Origin of the sequence: Cobetia sp. 4B, from assembly GCF_018831605.1 — a bacterium.
Lineage (GTDB): Bacteria > Pseudomonadota > Gammaproteobacteria > Pseudomonadales > Halomonadaceae > Cobetia > Cobetia amphilecti.
This window is the reverse complement of sequence record NZ_CP059843.1, coordinates 742,835-761,082: the sequence shown is the minus strand read 5'-3', so window position 1 is coordinate 761,082 and position 18,248 is coordinate 742,835. Positions and strand designations below refer to the sequence as shown.

Annotated in this window: 11 protein-coding genes and 5 tRNA genes; 9 read left to right on the top strand and 7 right to left on the bottom strand. The window is 62.5% G+C overall.

Annotation, left to right across the window (positions count from 1 at the left end):
- The first annotated feature begins 68 nt into the window (after positions 1–68).
- Positions 69–145: transfer RNA gene (locus tag H2O77_RS03200), tRNA-Met, on the top strand.
- 242 nt (positions 146–387) lie between these two features.
- Here H2O77_RS03200 and H2O77_RS03195 read toward each other — a convergent pair.
- The gene (locus tag H2O77_RS03195) at positions 388–1,716 is read right to left on the bottom strand and encodes a M18 family aminopeptidase (protein ID WP_215823892.1); all 1,329 of its coding nucleotides are present in this window, start codon (positions 1,714–1,716) and stop codon (positions 388–390) included.
- Between the two features lie 293 nt (positions 1,717–2,009).
- Here H2O77_RS03195 and H2O77_RS03190 point away from each other — a divergent pair, with 293 nt between their 5' ends.
- Positions 2,010–4,118, top strand: a complete 2,109-nt coding sequence (locus H2O77_RS03190) for a carboxy terminal-processing peptidase (RefSeq protein ID WP_215823891.1) — start codon at positions 2,010–2,012, stop codon at positions 4,116–4,118.
- A 502-nt stretch (positions 4,119–4,620) separates the two neighbouring features.
- Here the strand turns inward: H2O77_RS03190 and H2O77_RS03185 are convergent.
- The 5 genes from H2O77_RS03185 to H2O77_RS03165 all read right to left on the bottom strand — a co-directional run bounded on the left by H2O77_RS03185 (position 4,621) and on the right by H2O77_RS03165 (position 6,257).
- A tRNA-Asn gene (locus H2O77_RS03185) sits at positions 4,621–4,696 on the bottom strand.
- Positions 4,697–4,793: 97 nt separating this feature from the next.
- A tRNA-Asn gene (locus tag H2O77_RS03180) sits at positions 4,794–4,869 on the bottom strand.
- 78 nt (positions 4,870–4,947) lie between these two features.
- Positions 4,948–5,023 (bottom strand) — tRNA-Asn (locus H2O77_RS03175).
- Positions 5,024–5,197: 174 nt separating this feature from the next.
- Positions 5,198–5,274, bottom strand: a tRNA-Met gene (locus H2O77_RS03170).
- Between the two features lie 86 nt (positions 5,275–5,360).
- Entirely contained in the window at positions 5,361–6,257 is an 897-nt protein-coding gene (locus tag H2O77_RS03165; RefSeq protein ID WP_107336648.1) for a choline ABC transporter substrate-binding protein, read from the bottom strand.
- Between the two features lie 480 nt (positions 6,258–6,737).
- On the opposite strand from H2O77_RS03165, the gene betI reads away from it, so the two are divergent.
- The 4 genes from betI (at position 6,738) to H2O77_RS03145 (ending at position 13,762) form a co-directional block, all read left to right on the top strand.
- Entirely contained in the window at positions 6,738–7,394 is a 657-nt protein-coding gene (gene betI / locus H2O77_RS03160; protein WP_215823890.1) for a transcriptional regulator BetI, read from the top strand.
- Positions 7,387–8,868, top strand: coding sequence for a betaine-aldehyde dehydrogenase (gene betB / locus H2O77_RS03155; protein WP_043335915.1), 1,482 nt, complete (start codon positions 7,387–7,389; stop codon positions 8,866–8,868). The genes betI and betB overlap by 8 nt, the downstream gene beginning before the upstream one ends.
- Before the next feature lie 348 nt (positions 8,869–9,216).
- Positions 9,217–10,932 carry a choline dehydrogenase gene (gene betA, locus H2O77_RS03150; protein WP_192838318.1) on the top strand — a complete coding sequence of 572 codons (1,716 nt, stop codon included), beginning with the start codon at positions 9,217–9,219 and terminating at the stop codon, positions 10,930–10,932.
- A 361-nt stretch (positions 10,933–11,293) separates the two neighbouring features.
- Positions 11,294–13,762 carry an acyl-CoA dehydrogenase gene (locus tag H2O77_RS03145; RefSeq protein WP_215823889.1) on the top strand — a complete coding sequence of 823 codons (2,469 nt, stop codon included), beginning with the start codon at positions 11,294–11,296 and terminating at the stop codon, positions 13,760–13,762.
- A 139-nt stretch (positions 13,763–13,901) separates the two neighbouring features.
- On the opposite strand, the gene H2O77_RS03140 is transcribed toward H2O77_RS03145, so the two are convergent.
- Complete coding sequence (locus tag H2O77_RS03140) at positions 13,902–14,489, bottom strand: hypothetical protein (protein WP_052384812.1); 588 nt, start codon at positions 14,487–14,489, stop codon at positions 13,902–13,904.
- Positions 14,490–14,854: 365 nt separating this feature from the next.
- Between H2O77_RS03140 and ugpB the strand changes: the two genes are divergently transcribed.
- The 3 genes from ugpB (at position 14,855) to ugpE (ending at position 18,146) form a co-directional block, all read left to right on the top strand.
- Positions 14,855–16,225 (top strand): sn-glycerol-3-phosphate ABC transporter substrate-binding protein UgpB, encoded by a 1,371-nt coding sequence (gene ugpB / locus H2O77_RS03135; RefSeq protein WP_215823888.1) that lies wholly within the window; start codon positions 14,855–14,857, stop codon positions 16,223–16,225.
- A 200-nt stretch (positions 16,226–16,425) separates the two neighbouring features.
- Positions 16,426–17,301, top strand: coding sequence for a sn-glycerol-3-phosphate ABC transporter permease UgpA (gene ugpA, locus H2O77_RS03130; RefSeq protein ID WP_043335922.1), 876 nt, complete (start codon positions 16,426–16,428; stop codon positions 17,299–17,301).
- A complete protein-coding gene (gene ugpE, locus H2O77_RS03125) occupies positions 17,301–18,146 on the top strand; it encodes a sn-glycerol-3-phosphate ABC transporter permease UgpE (protein ID WP_043335925.1) in 846 nt (281 codons plus the stop codon). Before ugpA ends, ugpE begins: the two co-directional genes overlap by 1 nt.
- Positions 18,147–18,248: the final 102 nt, after the last annotated feature.

Here is an 18,248-nt window from a genome sequence, read left to right as displayed (position 1 = left end):
CTGCCACTTTTTCGCGCTGATGCGTTGACAACATCACGGACAATCCGTAATATTCGCCTCCGTTGGACGGCTACATAGCTCAGCTGGTTAGAGCACATCACTCATAATGATGGGGTCCCCTGTTCAAATCAGGGTGTAGCCACCAACCAAGATTCGAAAGGCCTGACTGCTTGCAGTCAGGCCTTTTTCGTTGTGCGCGTTCTGCGCCGAGACCTTGATCGGACCTTGACCGCGCTTCGCTCGCGCACCTAGCGCCCCGCTCCGCAGCCCTCGAGCCAGGTCACAGGCATCAAAAAGGGCGACCCGCAGGCCGCCCTTTTTCCAGGCTCGTCTTTTTACGATATTACGCTACGCGCCCGCTATCTCAGCACAATCCGGCTCGACCACTCAGTCCAGCTGCTCGCGATTGCAGAAGGCTACCAGCACCTTGATCAGCATAGCGACATCGGCACTGCCGGATGTCTCACGAATCGAGTGCATGCCCCACTGCGGCAGCCCTACATCCAGAGTCGGCACCCCCACCTCACTGGCGGTGATCGGCCCGATGGTGCTGCCACAGCCCATGTCGGCACGACTGACGAAGGTCTGCACCGGCACATCCTGCTCGCGACACATCTCGCGGAACAGCCCGGCCGTGGTGCTGTTGGTGGCGTAACGCTGATTGGCATTGACCTTGATGACCGGCCCGGCATTCAACTTCGGCCCATGCCCCGCATCATGCTTGTCCGCGAAATTGGGGTGCACGGCGTGGGCATTATCGCAAGAAATCATCAAGGAGCGCTGCACGAGGCACTGATAGCCTTCTTCGCTGTCCAAGCCGACGTAGTGATTGATGCGCTTGAGCACATCAGCCAGGAAGGGCCCCTGGGCACCACAGGCGCTGGCACTGCCGACTTCCTCATGATCGGTGGTGACGAACAGCGCCCCCTGACTGCCATCGGCCTCCAGCAGAGCCTCGAGACCGACGAAGCAGGACAGCAGATTGTCGAGGCGCGCACTGGTGATCAACTCACCTTTCAGCCCCGACTGCGCCGCCGGCTGCAGATCGTGCAGGCCCAGCTCGAAGTCGACGACATCCGCGACCCGCATGCCGTGCTGCTCCTCGATCAGCTCGATCAACAGCGCATTGAAGGCCTCCGCGGGCGTCCCGACCTCTTCCCCAAGCTGCATGACCACGGCTGACATCTGGGTCTGGGCATTGATGGCACGCCCGCTGTTGACGTCACGATCCAGATGGATCGCCAGGCTCGGCACGCAGGCAAACGGACGCATGACCGTCAGCAGCAGCGTCTCGCGACGACCGTCCGCATGCCGCACCTGGACGCGGCCCGCAAGGCCCAGATCGCGATCGAACCAGGTGCTCAGCAACACGCCGCCATAGGTCTCGACGCCCAGCGTCAACCAGCCCTGACTGGCCTGCGCCGGATTGGGCTTCAGGCGCAGACAGGGCGAATCGGTGTGCGCACCGATCATCCGAAGTGAGCTCAGTGACGTATCACCCTTCGGGAGCTGAAAGGCGATCAACGAGGAATCATTGCGCGTGACATAGGCGCGCTCACCGGGCACCAGCTGCCAGGAAGACGTCTCGCTGAGGCGACGATAGCCCGCCTGTTCAAGACGCTGCGCCATGGAAGCCGTCGCGTGCCACGGCGTGGGAGAAGAAGACAGGAAGTCGAGCAGTGCGGGAACGCGGGAATCCGCAATCGCATGAGTCATGATGGCGTCTGGTCCTCGAAGATATATGCAAGGCACTGTATAAGAAGAAACATGATGGGGAAAACCTGTGACGACCCTTCGATGACATGACTGCCATCCAGTCACCATTCAGCGGGGCGTCGAGAAGCGCGGCATGCCAGCCAAAGCCCTGCGCTGACAGAGTTTTCACAACCCCAACGCATCAACGCCAGACAACTGTGTATGGTGCGTGAGACTGCTACAATGCCCGCTCGACCCCCTGCGGGGAGGTCGTTCAGGGAGCAGAGTGTACATGAATCGGGAGTGCTTCATTGATGAGCCTGTTCGCAAACGTCCGGCGCACGGCATTCGTTGCCCTGTGTCTTGCCATGGCCGGCCCTGCCAGTGCCGCGGTCACCCCTACTGACGCCGATGCACAGGCTGCTCGCGAAGTTGCCGAGTCTTTGCGCTATGGGCATTACGAAGATGTGACCCTGGATGACCACTGGGCCAACCGCGCCTTTACGCAATACCTCAAGACTCTCGACCCCCAGAAAGCCTATCTGCTGGATGCGGACATCAGCGAGTTCAGCGACCTGCGTCACGATTTCGACGACGCCATGGTCGATGGTGATCTCGAGCGTATCTATGGCCTCTACGAGCGCTATCAGCAACGCCTCACCGCACGCCTCACCTGGCTGGTGAAGACGCTGGACGCCAAGCCGAGCTTCGATTTCGACAAGGATGATCGCCTGGCGCTGGACCGCAAGGATAGCCCGTGGGCCGATAGCGAGCAGGAGCTCGACGAGCTGTGGCGCAAGCGCCTCAAGAACGCCTGGCTATCGATGTCACTGTCCGACAAGAGCGATGACGAGATCGCCAAGACGCTCAGCGAGCGTTATTCCAACCAACTCAAGCGCATCAAGCAGACCAACGATGAAGATATCCTGACGCTGGTGATGCATGCCGTAACCGGCAGCATCGATCCGCACAGCGAATACTTCTCGCCGCGCCAGGGCGAATCCTTCGATATCCAGATGAAGCTGTCGCTGGATGGCATCGGCGCCCTGCTGCAATCCGAAGGTGAATACGTCAAGGTCTCGAGCCTCGTGCCCGGCGGCCCTGCCGAGAAGGATGGCGAGCTCAAGCCGGCCGATCGCATCGTGGCCGTCGGCCAGGGTCAGGGCGACAGCGAGTGGACCAACGTGGTCGGCATGCGCCTGGATGACGTCGTGGACCTGATCCGCGGCCCGAAGGGCTCCGTCGTGCGCCTGGAAGTGATTCCGGCCCAGTCGCTGGATGTCACCAAAACGCGTGAACTGGACATCACCCGCGACACCGTCAAGCTCGAGGACCAGGCCGCCAATGCCAAGGTCATCGACGTCAAGCGCGATGACGGCGTCCACAGGATCGGCGTCATTCATGTGCCCGCCTTCTATGTCGATTTCGATGCCTGGCAGGCCGGTGAAGACGACTACCGCAGCACCACCCGCGACGTGGCGCGCCTGATCGACGAACTGAAGGCCAAGCAGGTGGAAGGCATCATTCTCGATCTGCGCAACAACGGCGGTGGTGCCCTGCAGGAAGCCAATTCGATGATCGGCCTGTTCATCGATCGCGGCCCCACCGTGCAGGTGCGTGACGCACGCGGCCGTATCAGCCTCTACGGCGATACCGACGCCGGCACCCACTATGACGGCCCGCTGACCGTGCTGGTCAATCGCCTCTCGGCCTCGGCGTCCGAAATCTTCGCCGGTGCGATCCAGGACTACGGCCGCGGCCCGATACTCGGCAGCCAGACCTTCGGCAAGGGCACGGTGCAGACCATCTCCTCGCTGAGCGAAGGCGAGATCAAGCTGACCCGCGCCAAGTTCTATCGCATCTCCGGCGACTCGACCCAGAACAAGGGCGTCAAACCGGACATCGCCTTCCCCAGCGTCATCGACCCGCAGGAGATCGGCGAATCCAGCCTCGACTACGCGCTGCCCTGGGACCAGGTACGCCCGGTGAAGTATCGCCGCTACGGTGATCCGGCACGCTACCTGGCCGCATTGCGCGCCCGCCACCAGAGCCGCGCCGAACAGGACCCCAACTTCAACTACCTGAAGAGCGAAGTCGCGCTGTCAAAGGCACTGCGCGCGCAGCAGACCAGCATCAGCCTCAATCGTGAGCAGCGCAAACGCGAGATGGATGCCCAGGAAGCCGAGCAGCTGGCACTGGAAAACAAGCGCCGTCGTGCCCTCAACCTCGAGCCACTGACAAGCTTTGCCGAACTCGATGCCGCCAGCGACCACATCTCTTCCCCCGAGAGTGATCCCGAGCAGGAAGCCGATATCGAAGAAGGCAGCAGCGACAAGGAAGCCAAGGACCCGATCGATCAGGCCCAGCTTCAGGAAAGTGCCGAGATCCTGCTCGACTACGCCCACCTCACCGGTGATCGCTAGACTCTCGTGACTCGTACCACGGCCACCGTCTGACGAAGCTGGTCGACCGCCAAGGCCCCTGCTCTCATGCAACACCGAGCGCAGGGGCTTTTTTCGTGCCACAAAGAAAGTCTGTGGCACGCAGCATCACGGCCGCGCGAGGCAGCAACGCGCGCACAACAATGCACAGGCAGCAACACATACGAAGCAACGACAAGACAGAAAACGTAGCAGCAGAAACGGAATGGCATGCATCGCAACGCCAGGCAGCTGCCGAACAGAGGATGACAGCAGAATGCTGGCGACGCGGGACATGCTCTCGAGGCAGAAAGCACGAAATGCCGAAGCAGCACGAAATACCAAAGCAAGATGCGGAGCAGGAGCGGACTGGCGAGCAGAACTGAGGAAGCAGGGTTTGCGAACAGCACTCAGAAACAGGACTTGTGGTCAGGGCCAACAAGCAAAGCTCAGGCAGCGATGGTGCGACCAGCAGAGAACACGAGGGGAAGCAGGGAAGTGATATTGGCTCCTCGAACAGGACTCGAACCTGTGACCCAATGATTAACAGTCATTTGCTCTACCAACTGAGCTATCGAGGAACAACAAAATATCGATCGATATCAGGGCGATATCGAAGCTGACGATGAGGAACTCATCTATCAGCGTCATTTCCGGCATTGGCAGGAAGCCTTGGATTGGCTCCTCGAACAGGACTCGAACCTGTGACCCAATGATTAACAGTCATTTGCTCTACCAACTGAGCTATCGAGGAACGACCGGAAATCCATCTGTCAGTGACATCATCATGGATGCTATCAGACTGACATTTCAAGCATGCTGCATGTGCTATTGGCTCCTCGAACAGGACTCGAACCTGTGACCCAATGATTAACAGTCATTTGCTCTACCAACTGAGCTATCGAGGAACAACCTTGAACACGCGACGAATTATACGGAAATACTCAATGGCGTCAACCACCTTCGGCCATTCAGACCACCGCAGAACTCGTTCGATTCCTCCTGCCGGATCCACCTCCGAAAGCGCACGAAGCGACATCCAGATGTGACAAGGCCCGCACGGATGCAGGCCTTGGAATCACTGGTGGCTACACCCTGATTTGAACAGGGGACCCCATCATTATGAGTGATGTGCTCTAACCAGCTGAGCTATGTAGCCACACGACGAGGCGTATATTGCAGGTCAGGCTGCTGAATTGCAAGCACTTTTTATCAAAAGCTCAACAGACGAGCCTGACGGGCCGATCAGATACCCAGCGATGTCTTCACCGCGGCAAGGCCAGGCTGACCCTCCACGGTCTCGACTCCCTTGAGCCAGGCCTCCAGCACCTGAGGGTTCTGCTTGAGCCAACTGGCCGCCGCATCATCCGGATCTTCGCCGCCATCCATGATGTCGCCCATCAGCTGGTTTTCCATCTCCAGGGTGAACTCGAGATTGGAAAGCAGGGCCCCGACGTTGGTGCATGCCTCGCTGTAGCCCGCGCGAGTATTGGTATACACCGTCGCACCACCCAGATTCGGCCCGAAGTAATCATCGGCCCCTTCCAGATAGCCCATCTCGAAGCGGGTATTCATCGGGTGCGGTTCCCAGCCGAGGAACACGACCCACTCCTCGGCGGCAATCTTCGACTTGACTTCCGCCAGCATGCCGGCTTCCGAGGAGTCGATCATCTCGAACTCGCCCATGCCGAAGGCGTCGTCATCAATCATGTCGGCAATGATCATGTTGCCGTCGTTGCCCGCCTCTATCCCGTAGATGCGACCGTCGAACTTCTCGAGGTTGTCGGCAAGGTCCGCCACCGAGGTCACGCCGGCATCCAGCACATACTGCGGCACCGCCAGAGTGTATTTCGCGCCCTCCAGATTGGCGCGCGGGCGATCGACCTGCCCCTTGTCGATGTAAGGGTCACTGATGGAAGCCATCGACGGCATCCAGTTGCCCAGGAAGACATCGAAGTCATCATTCTTCATGCCGGCATAGGCGATCGGCACCGAGATGGTGTCAGAGGTCGTCTCATAGCCCAGCCCCTCCAGCACGGCACGCGTCAGGGCGGTGGTGGCCGTGATGTCCGTCCAGCCGACTTCGGCGAAACGCACCGTGCGACATTCTTCCGTCACGGCGGCCTGGGCCTGATTCGCCATGACCGGCACGGCGATGACGCCCAGTGCCAACAGCACCTTACCAGGTGATCGTTTCATGCTAACCCCTTGTTTTATTGTTCGTTGTCATTCAACTCTCGACCATCGGCGCAACGTTCAACCTACGTTGAGATCGACATGCTGCCCCTCCATGTTCTACCGCACTGTAGCGCTTTTACCAACCGGCCTCGCCAACCCACAGTCTTGAACGCCCGCCTGTCGCTGGCCGCCACCTGCTCTCGATTCCTCGTGCGCCTCCCCCTCCTGACCATCCCTGACCGCCCCCTGACTGCTTCCGGCTGCCCCGCCTTGCCTCAACTTGACGCATCGGGAACCAGCCTCTACACTTTTTGTTAATTGAACGTTCAATAAAAACTTTGCACACGACAGCATGGTGCAGCGCTCGCGGCAAACCGGTGATGATCCAGTACCATGGCCACACCAAGTGTCACACCGACCCGATATACGAAAAGGACTCCGTTGATGCCCAAAGTGGGAATGGAACCTATCCGCCGCCGCCAGTTGATCCAGGCCACCATGCAAGCCATCGATGAGGCAGGACTCGCCGACGCGACCGTGGCCCGCATCGCCCGTCACGCAGGTGTGTCCACCGGCATCATCAGCCACTATTTCGGCGGCAAGGATGGCTTGATGGAAGCCACCATGCGCCAGATTCTCACTGACCTGCGCAGCGCCGTCAGTGAGCGTCGCGCCGCACTGGCCGACGATGACGTCCGCAGCCACCTGCGCGCGGTGATCGACGGCAACTTTGACCGCAGCCAGGTCAGTCAGAGCGTCTCCAAGACCTGGCTGGCCTTCTGGGCCTCCAGCATGCACCGCATTCCGCTGGAACGCCTGCAGCGAGTCAACGACAGACGGCTGATCTCCAATCTGTGTGCCCTGTTCCGCCGCTGCATGCCGCTGAACGAGGCACGTGATGCCGCGGCCGGACTGGCCGCCTTGATCGACGGCCTGTGGTTGCGCGGTACGCTGGACCCGACCGGCCTCGATGTCGAGCGCGCACGCCGCCTCGCCTACGAATACGCTGACTACCAGCTGACACGTCACATGGCAGCATCCCTGAACGCGACAGACTCCCCCACTTCCCCTGAACCCAGTAAGGAGCGCACGCATGGCTAACGGCAACGCAAGCTTCCCGACCCAGACCCTCTACATCGGTGGCCGTCGGGTCGAGGCTACCTCCGGCGAGACCTTCGAGACCGTCAACCCGGCCACCGGCGAAGTCATCGCCGAGATCCAGCAGGCCAGCGGTGCCGACGTCGATACCGCCGTCGAAAGCGCCCTGCAGGGTCAGAAGGTGTGGGCCGCGATGACCGGCATGGAGCGTTCACGCATCCTGCGTCGCGCCGTGGACCTGCTGCGCGAGCGCAACGACGAACTGGCGCTGCTCGAGACACTCGACACCGGCAAGCCGCTGTCCGAGACCGAAGCGGTCGACATCGTCACCGGTGCCGATGCACTCGAGTACTACGCGGGCCTCGCGCCGGCCATCGAAGGCAGCCAGATGCCGCTGCGTCAGGAAGCCTTCGTCTATACCCGCAAGGAGCCGCTGGGCGTCATCGGCGCCATCGGTGCCTGGAACTACCCGATCCAGATCGCCTGCTGGAAGTCTGCCCCGGCTCTCGCCGCCGGCAACGCCATGGTCTTCAAGCCCAGCGAAGTCACTCCGCTGAGCGCACTGAAGCTGGCCGAGATCTTCACCGAAGCCGGTCTGCCGGACGGCGTGTTCAACGTCGTGCAGGGCGATGCCCGCGTCGGCGTGATGCTCACCGAGCACCCGGATATCGCCAAGATATCCTTCACCGGGGAAGCCGGCACCGGCAAGAAGGTCATGTCCGCGTCCGCCTCTTCCAGCCTCAAGGAAGTCACCATGGAGCTGGGCGGCAAGTCCCCGCTGCTGGTGTTCGCCGACTCCGATCTCGACCGTGCCGCCGACGGCGCCATGATGGCCAACTTCTACAGCTCCGGTCAGGTGTGCACCAACGGCACCCGCGTGTTCGTCGAAGCCAGCGTCAAGGACGCCTTCGAAGCCAAGATCGTCGAGCGCGTCGCGCGCATCAAGGCCGGCGACCCGCAGGACCGCGCCACCACCTTCGGTCCGCTGGTCAGCTTCGAGCACCTGGACAAGGTCGTCTCCTATCTGGAGATCGCCAAGCAGGACGGCGCACGTCTGCTGGTCGGCGGCGAGCGCATGAGCGAAGGCGACTTCGCCAAGGGCGCCTGGGTCGCACCGACCGTCTACACCGACTGCAGCGATGACATGCGCATCGTGCAGGAAGAGATCTTCGGTCCGGTGATGTCCATCCTGTCCTTCGACAGTGAAGAGGAAGTCATCCGTCGCGCCAACGACACCACCTATGGCCTGGCGGCTGGCCTGTTCACCGAGAGCCTGAACCGCGCGCATCGCGTGATTCACCAGCTCGAAGCCGGCATCTGCTGGGTCAACACCTGGGGCGAGTCGCCGTCCGAGATGCCGGTCGGCGGCTACAAGCAGTCCGGCATCGGTCGCGAGAACGGTGTCGAGACGCTGTCTCATTACACCCAGACCAAGTCCGTGCTGATCGAGATGGGCCCGTTCGAGTCCGCCTTCTGAGCCATCACTGGCCGCAAGGCCTGATGACAGCAGCACCCTCTGGCGCCAGAGGCTGAAGTACCGGCCCTCAAGACCGGGCCTCAAGCACGACCAAGCGCCAGATGCCCCACCTGCCGGCATGTCGAACACTCGCCATGCCGGCTGCACGCCGCGTCGCTCGCCAGCGCCGCGCGCAGTGCCCGAATCCCGATGAGTCGTTGAGCCCCCGATGGCAGCTTGCTGTCATGCGGTGCCCCGACGACTCACCACAGACAAGCAAACGTATCCAGCAGCCCGGCAGTGGCCACTCCCCGTCGTGAACGGGGCGTCATGTGCCCGCATGTGGCACCCGATACGAGAGGACCTTCCATGAGCCAATTCGAGCGTGAATACGATTACGTCATCATCGGCGCCGGCAGCGCCGGCAACGTGCTGGCCACCCGCCTGAGCGAAGACGCCGATGTCAGTGTGCTGTTGCTGGAAGCCGGTGGCCGCGACCATCGCTTCGACTTCCGCACCCAGATGCCCGCAGCGCTGGCGTACCCGCTGCAGGGTCAGCGCTACAACTGGGACTTCAAGACCGATCCCGAGCCGCACATGAACAACCGTCGCATGGAATGTGGCCGCGGCAAGGGTCTGGGCGGCTCCTCGTTGATCAATGGCATGTGCTACATCCGCGGCAACGCGCTGGATTACGACAACTGGGCCAAGGACCCCATCCTGGCCGACTGGAACTATCGTGAGTGCCTGCCCTACTTCCGCAAGTGCGAGACGCGCGATATCGGCCCGAATGACTACCATGGCGGCGACGGCCCGGTGTCGGTCACCACGCCCAAGCAGGGCAACAACGAGCTCTATCACGCCTTCATCGCGGCAGGCATCGAGGCGGGCTATCCGGCCACCGAAGACGTCAACGGCTACCAGCAGGAAGGCTTCGGCCCGATGGACCGCTTCGTGACCAAGGAAGGCCGTCGCGCCTCCACCGCACGCGGCTATCTGGATACCGCCAAGAAGCGCTCCAACGTGACCATCGAGACGCGTGCCACCACCGACGTCATCCTGTTTGAAGGCAAGACGGCGGTCGGCGTGAAGTACGAGCGCAAGGGTCAGGATCATCGCGTGCGTGCGCGCAAGGAAGTGCTGCTGTGCGCCGGCGCCATCGCCTCGCCGCAGATCCTGCAGCGCTCCGGCGTCGGCAACCGTGAACATCTCGAGCCGCTGGGCGTGAAGATGGTCCATCACCTGCCGGGCGTGGGCGAGAACCTGCAGGACCACCTGGAGCTCTACATCCAGTACGAGTGCACCCAGCCGATCTCGCTGTATCCGTCCCTCAAGTGGTACAACCAGCCGCCCATCGGCCTGGAATGGATGCTCAAGGGCACCGGTGTCGGCGCCAGCAACCAGTTCGAGGCCGCCGGCTTCATTCGCAGCGATGACAACGAAGCCTGGCCGAACCTGCAGTATCACTTCCTGCCGATCGCGATCAGCTACAACGGCAAGAGCGCAGTGCAGGGCCACGGCTTCCAGGCGCACGTCGGGTCGATGCGCTCCCAGAGCAAGGGCCGCGTACGCCTGACCTCACTCGATCCCAAGGCCGCGCCGTCAATCTTCTTCAACTACATGGCCGAGGAGCGTGACTGGGAAGAGTTCCGCGCCGCCATCCGCCTGACCCGCGAGATCATCGCCCAGCCCGCGCTGGACCCCTACCGCGGCCGCGAGCTGGCACCGGGCGCCCAGGCGCAGACCGACGCAGAGCTCGACGAGTACGTGCGCAACCACGCCGAGACCGCCTACCACCCGTGTGGCAGCTGCCGCATGGGTAGCGACGAGACCTCGGTGGTCGATGGTGCCGGTCGCGTACATGGCCTCGACAACCTGCGCGTCGTCGATGCCTCGCTGTTCCCGGTCATCCCGACCGGCAACCTGAATGCGCCGACGATCATGCTGGCCGAGAAGATGGCCGACAAGATTCGTGGCCGCGCGCCGCTGCCGCCGTCCGACGCCGATTACTTCGTGATCGAACCCGGCACGCCGGCCAAGAAGCCCGCCAAGCGCAAGATCGACTCCGCTCCGATCAATGGCTAAGCACTGATCAATGACTGAGCACTGATCAACGCCAGAACCCGTGCGAGTCAACGCCTGCGACAGGTAGTCTGACCTCACGCACGCAAGCGCTATCGATCGTCCAAGGCCCCGCATTGCGGGGCCTTTTTCATGCCTGCCAGACAGCTTTCACTCATCCCGGTCTGGCGCTCGCCGACTGCCTCCCCCGGGCGACTGCCCTTTTCGAGAATGAATCCGCACACCTTAGACCTTGGACGTACTGCAGGGTCGGGCAACATGGGATACGCTGAAGAGAATTCAAACAACTGTTCTAAACGCATGGCTGCTACGCTGTAGAAACGCCATGCAAAGACACCATCCCTCGCCACCCGGAGATCCTGCCATGACGCAGCTCATCCTCATCCTTGTCGCCGTTGCCGGTCTGTTGGCCGTCATGGCACGCGAAGCCGGGGCCCTCGCGGCCATCGGCGTTCTCGCCATCATCGGTATCGTCGGCCTGGCGATCGACGCGCCGGTGCTGGGTTGCCTGCTGCTGATCGGCGCGGCACTGGTCGCGGTATGTGGCCTGCCGGCCCTGCGCAGCAAGTGGCTCAGCCCGCGTCTGTTCGCGATGTTCAAGAAGGTCTCCCCCAAGGTCTCGGACACCGAGAAGGTGGCGCTGGAAGCCGGCACCGTGTTCTGGGACGCCGAGCTCTTTTCCGGCAAGCCGCAGTGGGACACCCTGACCGCACAGCGCAACGATGGCATCTCCAGCGAAGAGCAGGCCTTCATCGACGATCAATGCTCTGTCGCCTGCGGCATGACCAACAGCTGGGAGATCGCGCGTGAGCGTGCCGATCTGCCCGAAGCGCTGTGGGAATTTCTCAAGCGCGAGAAGTTCTTCGGCATGATCATTCCCAAGGAATATGGCGGCTTGGGCTTCTCGGCCAAGGCGCAATCACTGGTGCTGCAGAAGCTGGCGGTCAACGAGACACTGATGGTCACCGTCGGCGTGCCCAACTCCCTCGGCCCGGGCGAGCTGCTACTCAAGTACGGCAGCGAAGAACAGAAGAACTACTACCTGCCGCGTCTGGCCGATGGCCGCGAGATTCCGTGTTTCGGCCTGACCGGCCCGCGTGCCGGCAGTGACGCGACCTCCATCCCGGACACCGGCATCGTGTGTCGCGGCATGCATGATGGCGAGGAAGTCGTCGGCATTCGCCTGAACTTCGAGAAGCGCTGGATCACCCTGGCGCCGGTCGCCACCGTGGTCGGCCTGGCCTTCCGCATGTTCGACCCCGAGCACCTGCTGGGCGACGTGGAAGACATAGGCATCACCTGCGCTCTGATTCCGCGCGACACCGACGGCATGGACATCGGCCGTCGTCACCACCCGATCGGCGCGCCGTTCATGAATGGCCCGATCTTCGGCAAGGACGTCTTCATTCCGCTCAGCTTTCTGATCGGCGGTGAGCAGATGGCCGGCCAGGGCTGGAAGATGCTGGTCGAGTGTCTGTCGGTGGGTCGCTGCATCACCCTGCCGTCCGGCTCCGCGGGCATCTCACGCTACGCACTGGGCTGGAGCGCCGGCTTTGCGCGCATCCGTCGTCAGTTCAATCTGCCGGTGGCCGAAATGGAAGGCGTGCAGGAGCCGCTGGCACGCATGGCCGCGATGAACTACATCAGCCAGGCGTCGGTGCTGCACACCGCCAACATGATCGACAACGGCCACAAGCCGGCGGTGCCCTCCGCCATCCTCAAGAGCCAGCTGACCGAGATGGCCCGCTCGCTGCTGGCCGATGGCATGGACATCCACGGCGGACGCGGCGTGACGCTTGGCCCGCGCAACTACATCGGCGTGGCCTACGCCGGCACTCCGGTCTCGATCACGGTGGAAGGCGCCAATATCATGACCCGCAACCTGATGATCTTCGGTCAGGGCGCGATCCGCTGCCATCCTTACGTGCTGGAAGAGCTGGCCGCCAAGGACGCCGATGACCTGAACGCCTTCGACAAGGCCTTCTTCCGCCATGCCGGCCTGATCTTCGGCAACGCAGCACGCGCCTTCACCCAGAGCTTCGGCATCGGCGGCAAGGCCACTGGCTTCGACGTCGTCGCCACGCCCTACGCCAGCCACATCAACCGCTTCAGCGCCGCCTTCTCGCTGTCCGCCGATGCGGCCATGGCAAGCCTCGGCTCCAGCCTCAAGGCGCGCGAGATGTTGTCGGCACGCCTGGGCGACGTGCTCTCCAACCTCTACCTGGCGTCACTGACGCTCAAGCAATGGCACGAATCCGAGGCCTGCGAACACGAAGAGGCGCTGTTCCACTACAGCATGCAGTGGCTGCTGCACCGCGCGGAAAAGGCACTGGATGAGCTGTTCGCCAACCTGCCCAACCGTGCACTCGGCACTACCCTGCGCGTGATCGCCCTGCCGCGTGGCCGTCAGTTCGCCATGCCCAAGGACAGCCTGACGCGCGAGATCGCCCGCGCCGTCTCCACCGACACTGCACTGCGTGCCAAGCTGACCGACAACACCTGGGACGCCCAGGACGAAGGCCAGCAGGACAACGCCCTCGCCCGCTACAACGCGCTGCTCAAGGACTACCCGCGCGCCGAGCCGATCTACAAGGCGCTGGCCAAGGCCTACCACAAGGGCGAGATTCCGGCCGACGCACTGTCACCGGAAGCGCGTATCGAAGCGGCGGTCGAGGCAGGCATCCTGTCCGCCGAGGATGGCGACTTCATGCGCGTCTTCGAAGCCGAGGTACTCGACATGCTGACCGTCGACCACTTCGAATTCGACGCCTTCGTGCGCAAGCCGATGGCGAGTGACGGCACCGCCTCCAACCCGCAGCAGGACGCCGCCTGATGACTGACCGACGCCCGCTTGATCGGCGCAGGAATTGATCGCTGATCACTGATCAGTGATCGCTGAACCACAAAGGCCCCGCTCACTGAGCGGGGCCTTTGTCTTGGTGAGCATGTCATTCGCTTGCGTCATCTCATCCTCAGATATGACGCGCGAAGTGCTCCAGGTCACGCACGAAGGCGTTCTTGTAGGTCTCGAAGTCCTTCGGGCGCGCCTTGAAGGAGCGCTTGATGCGCTCGCGGTCCAGGCGCAGCGGCGCGTCGAGGGCCGCCAGGTTGCCGACACGCGCCGCCGGATTCATGCCGACCAGCTCGCGCGGCTGATCGCCTTGGGCCTCGGCCTCCAGCCAGTCGTTGATGCCGGCGCGACGCAGCACGCTGACCAGTGAGCTGTCGGTGATGCGTACCTGCAGGCGGCCATGATCGGACAGCTGGGAGACCAGCGCGATGCCGTGGTCGTGACCGCGATGCACCGTCGGCGTCGCCCACAGCGCCAGATTCAGGCCACGTGCGTTCTCGTCGAGTACCAGCAGCGCGGCAGAGTGGATGCGCTCGGCATCGTCGACCAGCGCGAACAGGCGCGCCATCTCATTCTCGAACCACACCCCACGCACGCCGGCGTAACTCACCAGCGCATCCAGGCCACCTTCGCGGCCATGGACTTCGGCGCACAGCATCGCCAGACAGGCATCACGTCGGGCACCGGCACTCACTTCAACCACTTTCATCGCGTTCTCCGCCACAGGCATTTTCAGCGCGCAAGACTAGCACACTCGCTCGCCGGCCGCTTATTCCGGCCTTGAGTTGCCCCCGGCGCCTCGCTTGCCAGCCTGAGCCGAGCTGGCGGCGCCACACACTCGCTGCTCATTCACAAACTCAGTCACAAGTTCAGCCATAAGTTCAGCCTCGCTCGAATGAACATCTTCCTGTCACAAAGTTGTAAGGCGGGCGCTATAGAGTCGTCTACGCTTTTCGGACGATCATCAAAAGAACAAGAAAATGTTCACTTGATCGTCGCCATCGATCGTCAGCGGCCAGCGTCCTTCTTCTTTGTTGCGGAAGCTGGCCAGGGGAACCTCTCAGGAGTTTGACCATGCGCCGCCCGACTCATCATGCAAGCACCCGCACGACTGCCACCGCGACTCGTCGCCTCGCCAGCCTCGCGCTGGCCATCGGTTTCGCCTCCGCCTCCGCCAGTGCCCTCGCCGCCACCGAGGTGGAATGGTGGCACGCCATGGGGGGCGGGCTCGGCAAGAAGGTCGACGAGATCGCGGCCGACTTCAACGCAAGCCAGGAGGACTACGTCGTCAAGCCGGTCTTCAAGGGCAACTACTCCGAGACCATGACCTCCGCCATCGCCGCCTTCCGCGCCGGCAAGGGTCCGGACATCGTGCAGATCTTCGAGGTCGGCACCGCCACCATGATGAGCGCCAAGGGCGCGATCGTCCCGGTGCATCAGCTGATGGCAGACTTCGCGCCTAAGGAAGGCACCGCCTTCGACCCGAACGCCTACCTGTCTGCCGTCACCGGCTATTACACCGACACCGACGGCAAGATGCTGTCGATGCCGTTCAACTCCTCCACGCCGGTGACCTACTACAACAAGGACGTGCTGGCCAAGGCGGGCGTCGACTCCCTCCCGCAGACTTGGCAGGAAATGGGCGCCGCGCTCAAGAAGGTCGTCGATTCCGGCGCCGCCAGCTGTGGCCTGACCACCACCTGGCCGTCCTGGGTGATGCTGGAAAACTTCTCGGCGCGCAACGATGTGCCCTTCGCCAGCCAGGCCAATGGCTTCGCCGGCACCGATACCCGCCTTGAATTCAACACGACCGCCGTGGTCGACCACATCCAGCGTCTCGATGACTGGCAGGCCGACAAGCGCTTCGTGTTCGGCGGTCGCTTCGATGACGCGGCACCCAAGTTCTACTCCGGCGAGTGCGCGATGATGATGGGCTCTTCCGCCAGCTATGCCGGCGTCAAGGAAAGCGCCAAGGGCTTCGAGTTCGGCGTGGCACCGCTGCCCTATGACAGCGACGTGATCGAGACACCGCAGAACTCCATCATCGGTGGCGCCTCGCTGTGGGTGCTGTCCGGTCACAGCGATGAGGAATACCAGGGCGTCGCCAAGTTCTTCCAGTACCTCTCAAAGCCTGAAGTGCAGGCCGACTGGCACCAGTTCACCGGCTATCTGCCGATCACGACTGCCGCGGCAGAACTGACGCGCGAACAGGGCTTCTACGCCGAGAACCCGGGCACCGACGTCGCCATCACCCAGATGACCTCCGCGACGCCGACCGAGAACTCCAAGGGCCTGCGCCTGGGCAACATGGTGCAGATTCGTGACGTGATCAATGAAGAGCTGGAGAAGATCTTCTCCGGCAAGGAAAGCGTGCAGGACGGTCTCGACAACGCCGTCAAGCGCGGCGATTCGCTGCTCGAGAAGTTCGAACGCGCCAACGGCTGATCATCGCCACACCGGGGGCGGGCCCATGCCGGGCTCGCCCTCCCGCTATTTTCTCCAGCCAGAGAGCGGAAAGCGCATCCGACATCCGGTGTCCTTTCCCTTCTCTCACGGCTTGATGGCGCAGGAGCGGCCGAGACTTGCCGACTCCGTGCTACCGACGGAACCACCCAGTCCCTCCTTGCTTGCGAGACCCCTGCTGCATGGCCCATTTCAATCGACACCCCATCACGCCCTGGATACTGCTGGCGCCTCAGCTGCTGATCGTGGCCGTGTTCTTCTTCTGGCCGGCCTACCAGGCCATCGAACAGGCCTTCTATGTCGAGGATGCCTTCGGGCTCTCGCGGGAATTCACCGGGCTGAGCAACTTCGTCAGCGTGCTGAGCGAGCCGGAATATCTCACGACACTATGGACGACCACCTATTTCTCCTTTGCGGTAGCCTTCGGCGCCATGGCACTGGCGCTGGGACTGGCCGTACTGGCGGACCGCGTGCTGCGCGGCGCACACGCCTACAAGACCCTGCTGATCTGGCCCTACGCCGTGGCGCCCGCCGTGGCCGGGGTGCTATGGCTGTTCCTGTTCGACCCGACGCTGGGCATTCTGCCGGAGCTGCTGTCCGCCATCGGCATCGACTGGAATCACAAGCTCAATGGCGATCAGGCCATGTTGCTGGTGGTGCTGGCCTCGATCTGGAAGCAGATGAGCTACAACTTCGTGTTCTTCCTCGCAGGTCTCCAGGCGATCCCCAAGAGCCTGCTGGAAGCGGCCGCGATGGACCGCGCCGGCCCCTGGCGGCGTTTCTGGACCATCACCTTCCCGCTGCTCTCGCCGACCAGCTTCTTCCTGCTGGTGATGAACGTGGTCTACGCCTTCTTCGAGACCTTCGGCACCATCGATGCCACCACCCAGGGCGGCCCGGCCGGCTCGACCCGTACCCTGGTCTACAAGGTCTATGAAGATGGTTTCGTCGGGCAGGACCTGGGCTCGAGTGCTGCCCAGTCCGTGCTGTTGATGGTCATCGTCGGCGTGCTGACGCTGATCCAGTTCAAGTATGTCGAGAAGAAGGTGCAGTACTGATGCGCTACAACCGCCCCGGGCTTGATATCGCAAGCCATGCCCTGCTGATCGTCGGCTGCGCACTGTTCTTCCTGCCGGTCTGGATCGCCTTCAGCGCCAGTACCCACGAGATGGGTGACCTCTACTCCAACGTCGCCCCCGTCTGGATCGGCGAGGCTGGCCTGGACAACTATCGCCAGCTGCTGGCAGACCCGGTCAGCAGTCTCGGCGCCGACGTGATGACCCTGCTGTTCAACTCGATGCTGATGGCACTGGGCATCGCCATCGGCAAGATCATCATCTCGGTGCTGGCCGCCTACGCGATCGTCTTCTTCGAGTTCCGCTTCCGCAAGCTGTGCTTCTGGCTGATCTTCATCACCCTGATGCTGCCGGTGGAGGTGCGTATCCTGCCGACCTTCAAGGTGGTGGCCGACCTCAACATGCTGGACAGCTACGCCGGCCTGATCCTGCCGCTGATCGCCAGCGCCACCGCGACCTTCCTACTGCGCCAGTTCTACCTGACCATTCCGGCGGAACTGGTCGAGGCCGCGCGCATCGATGGCGCCGGGCCGTGGCGCTTTCTCAAGGACATCCTGCTGCCGCTGTCGAAGACCAACATCGCGGCACTGTTCGTGATCATGTTCATCTACGGCTGGAATCAGTATCTGTGGCCACTGTTGATCACCACCGATGCCGACTACCTGACCATCGTCGTCAGCCTCAAGCGCATGCTGACCACCGGTGATGGGCTGGTTCCGTGGCAGGACGTCACCGCCACCACGCTGCTGGCCATGGGCCCGCCGGTACTGGTGATCCTGTTCATGCAGCGCTACTTCATCAAGGGCCTGGTGGACAGCGAGAAGTAATCTCGCGCTCCGACCCGCGACACATCGCCCCAAGCCCCCTGATTCCGTTACGTCGTGATGGACAGACTTGCCCGTCACGCCACCGCTCTGGATACACAACTC

Excerpts from the sequence above, each read along its gene's own strand:
- betB (WP_043335915.1), top strand. The coding sequence starts at position 7,387 with ATGGCTAACGGCAACGCAAGCTTCCCGACCCAGACCCTCTACATCGGT.
- ugpE (WP_043335925.1), top strand. The coding sequence starts at position 17,301 with ATGCGCTACAACCGCCCCGGGCTTGATATCGCAAGCCATGCCCTGCTG.
- ugpB (WP_215823888.1), top strand. The coding sequence starts at position 14,855 with ATGCGCCGCCCGACTCATCATGCAAGCACCCGCACGACTGCCACCGCG.
- ugpA (WP_043335922.1), top strand. The coding sequence starts at position 16,426 with ATGGCCCATTTCAATCGACACCCCATCACGCCCTGGATACTGCTGGCG.
- H2O77_RS03140 (WP_052384812.1), bottom strand. The coding sequence starts at position 14,489 with ATGAAAGTGGTTGAAGTGAGTGCCGGTGCCCGACGTGATGCCTGTCTG.
- betI (WP_215823890.1), top strand. The coding sequence starts at position 6,738 with ATGCCCAAAGTGGGAATGGAACCTATCCGCCGCCGCCAGTTGATCCAG.
- betA (WP_192838318.1), top strand. The coding sequence starts at position 9,217 with ATGAGCCAATTCGAGCGTGAATACGATTACGTCATCATCGGCGCCGGC.
- H2O77_RS03145 (WP_215823889.1), top strand. The coding sequence starts at position 11,294 with ATGACGCAGCTCATCCTCATCCTTGTCGCCGTTGCCGGTCTGTTGGCC.
- H2O77_RS03190 (WP_215823891.1), top strand. The coding sequence starts at position 2,010 with ATGAGCCTGTTCGCAAACGTCCGGCGCACGGCATTCGTTGCCCTGTGT.
- H2O77_RS03195 (WP_215823892.1), bottom strand. The coding sequence starts at position 1,716 with ATGACTCATGCGATTGCGGATTCCCGCGTTCCCGCACTGCTCGACTTC.
- H2O77_RS03165 (WP_107336648.1), bottom strand. The coding sequence starts at position 6,257 with ATGGCGAATCAGGCCCAGGCCGCCGTGACGGAAGAATGTCGCACGGTG.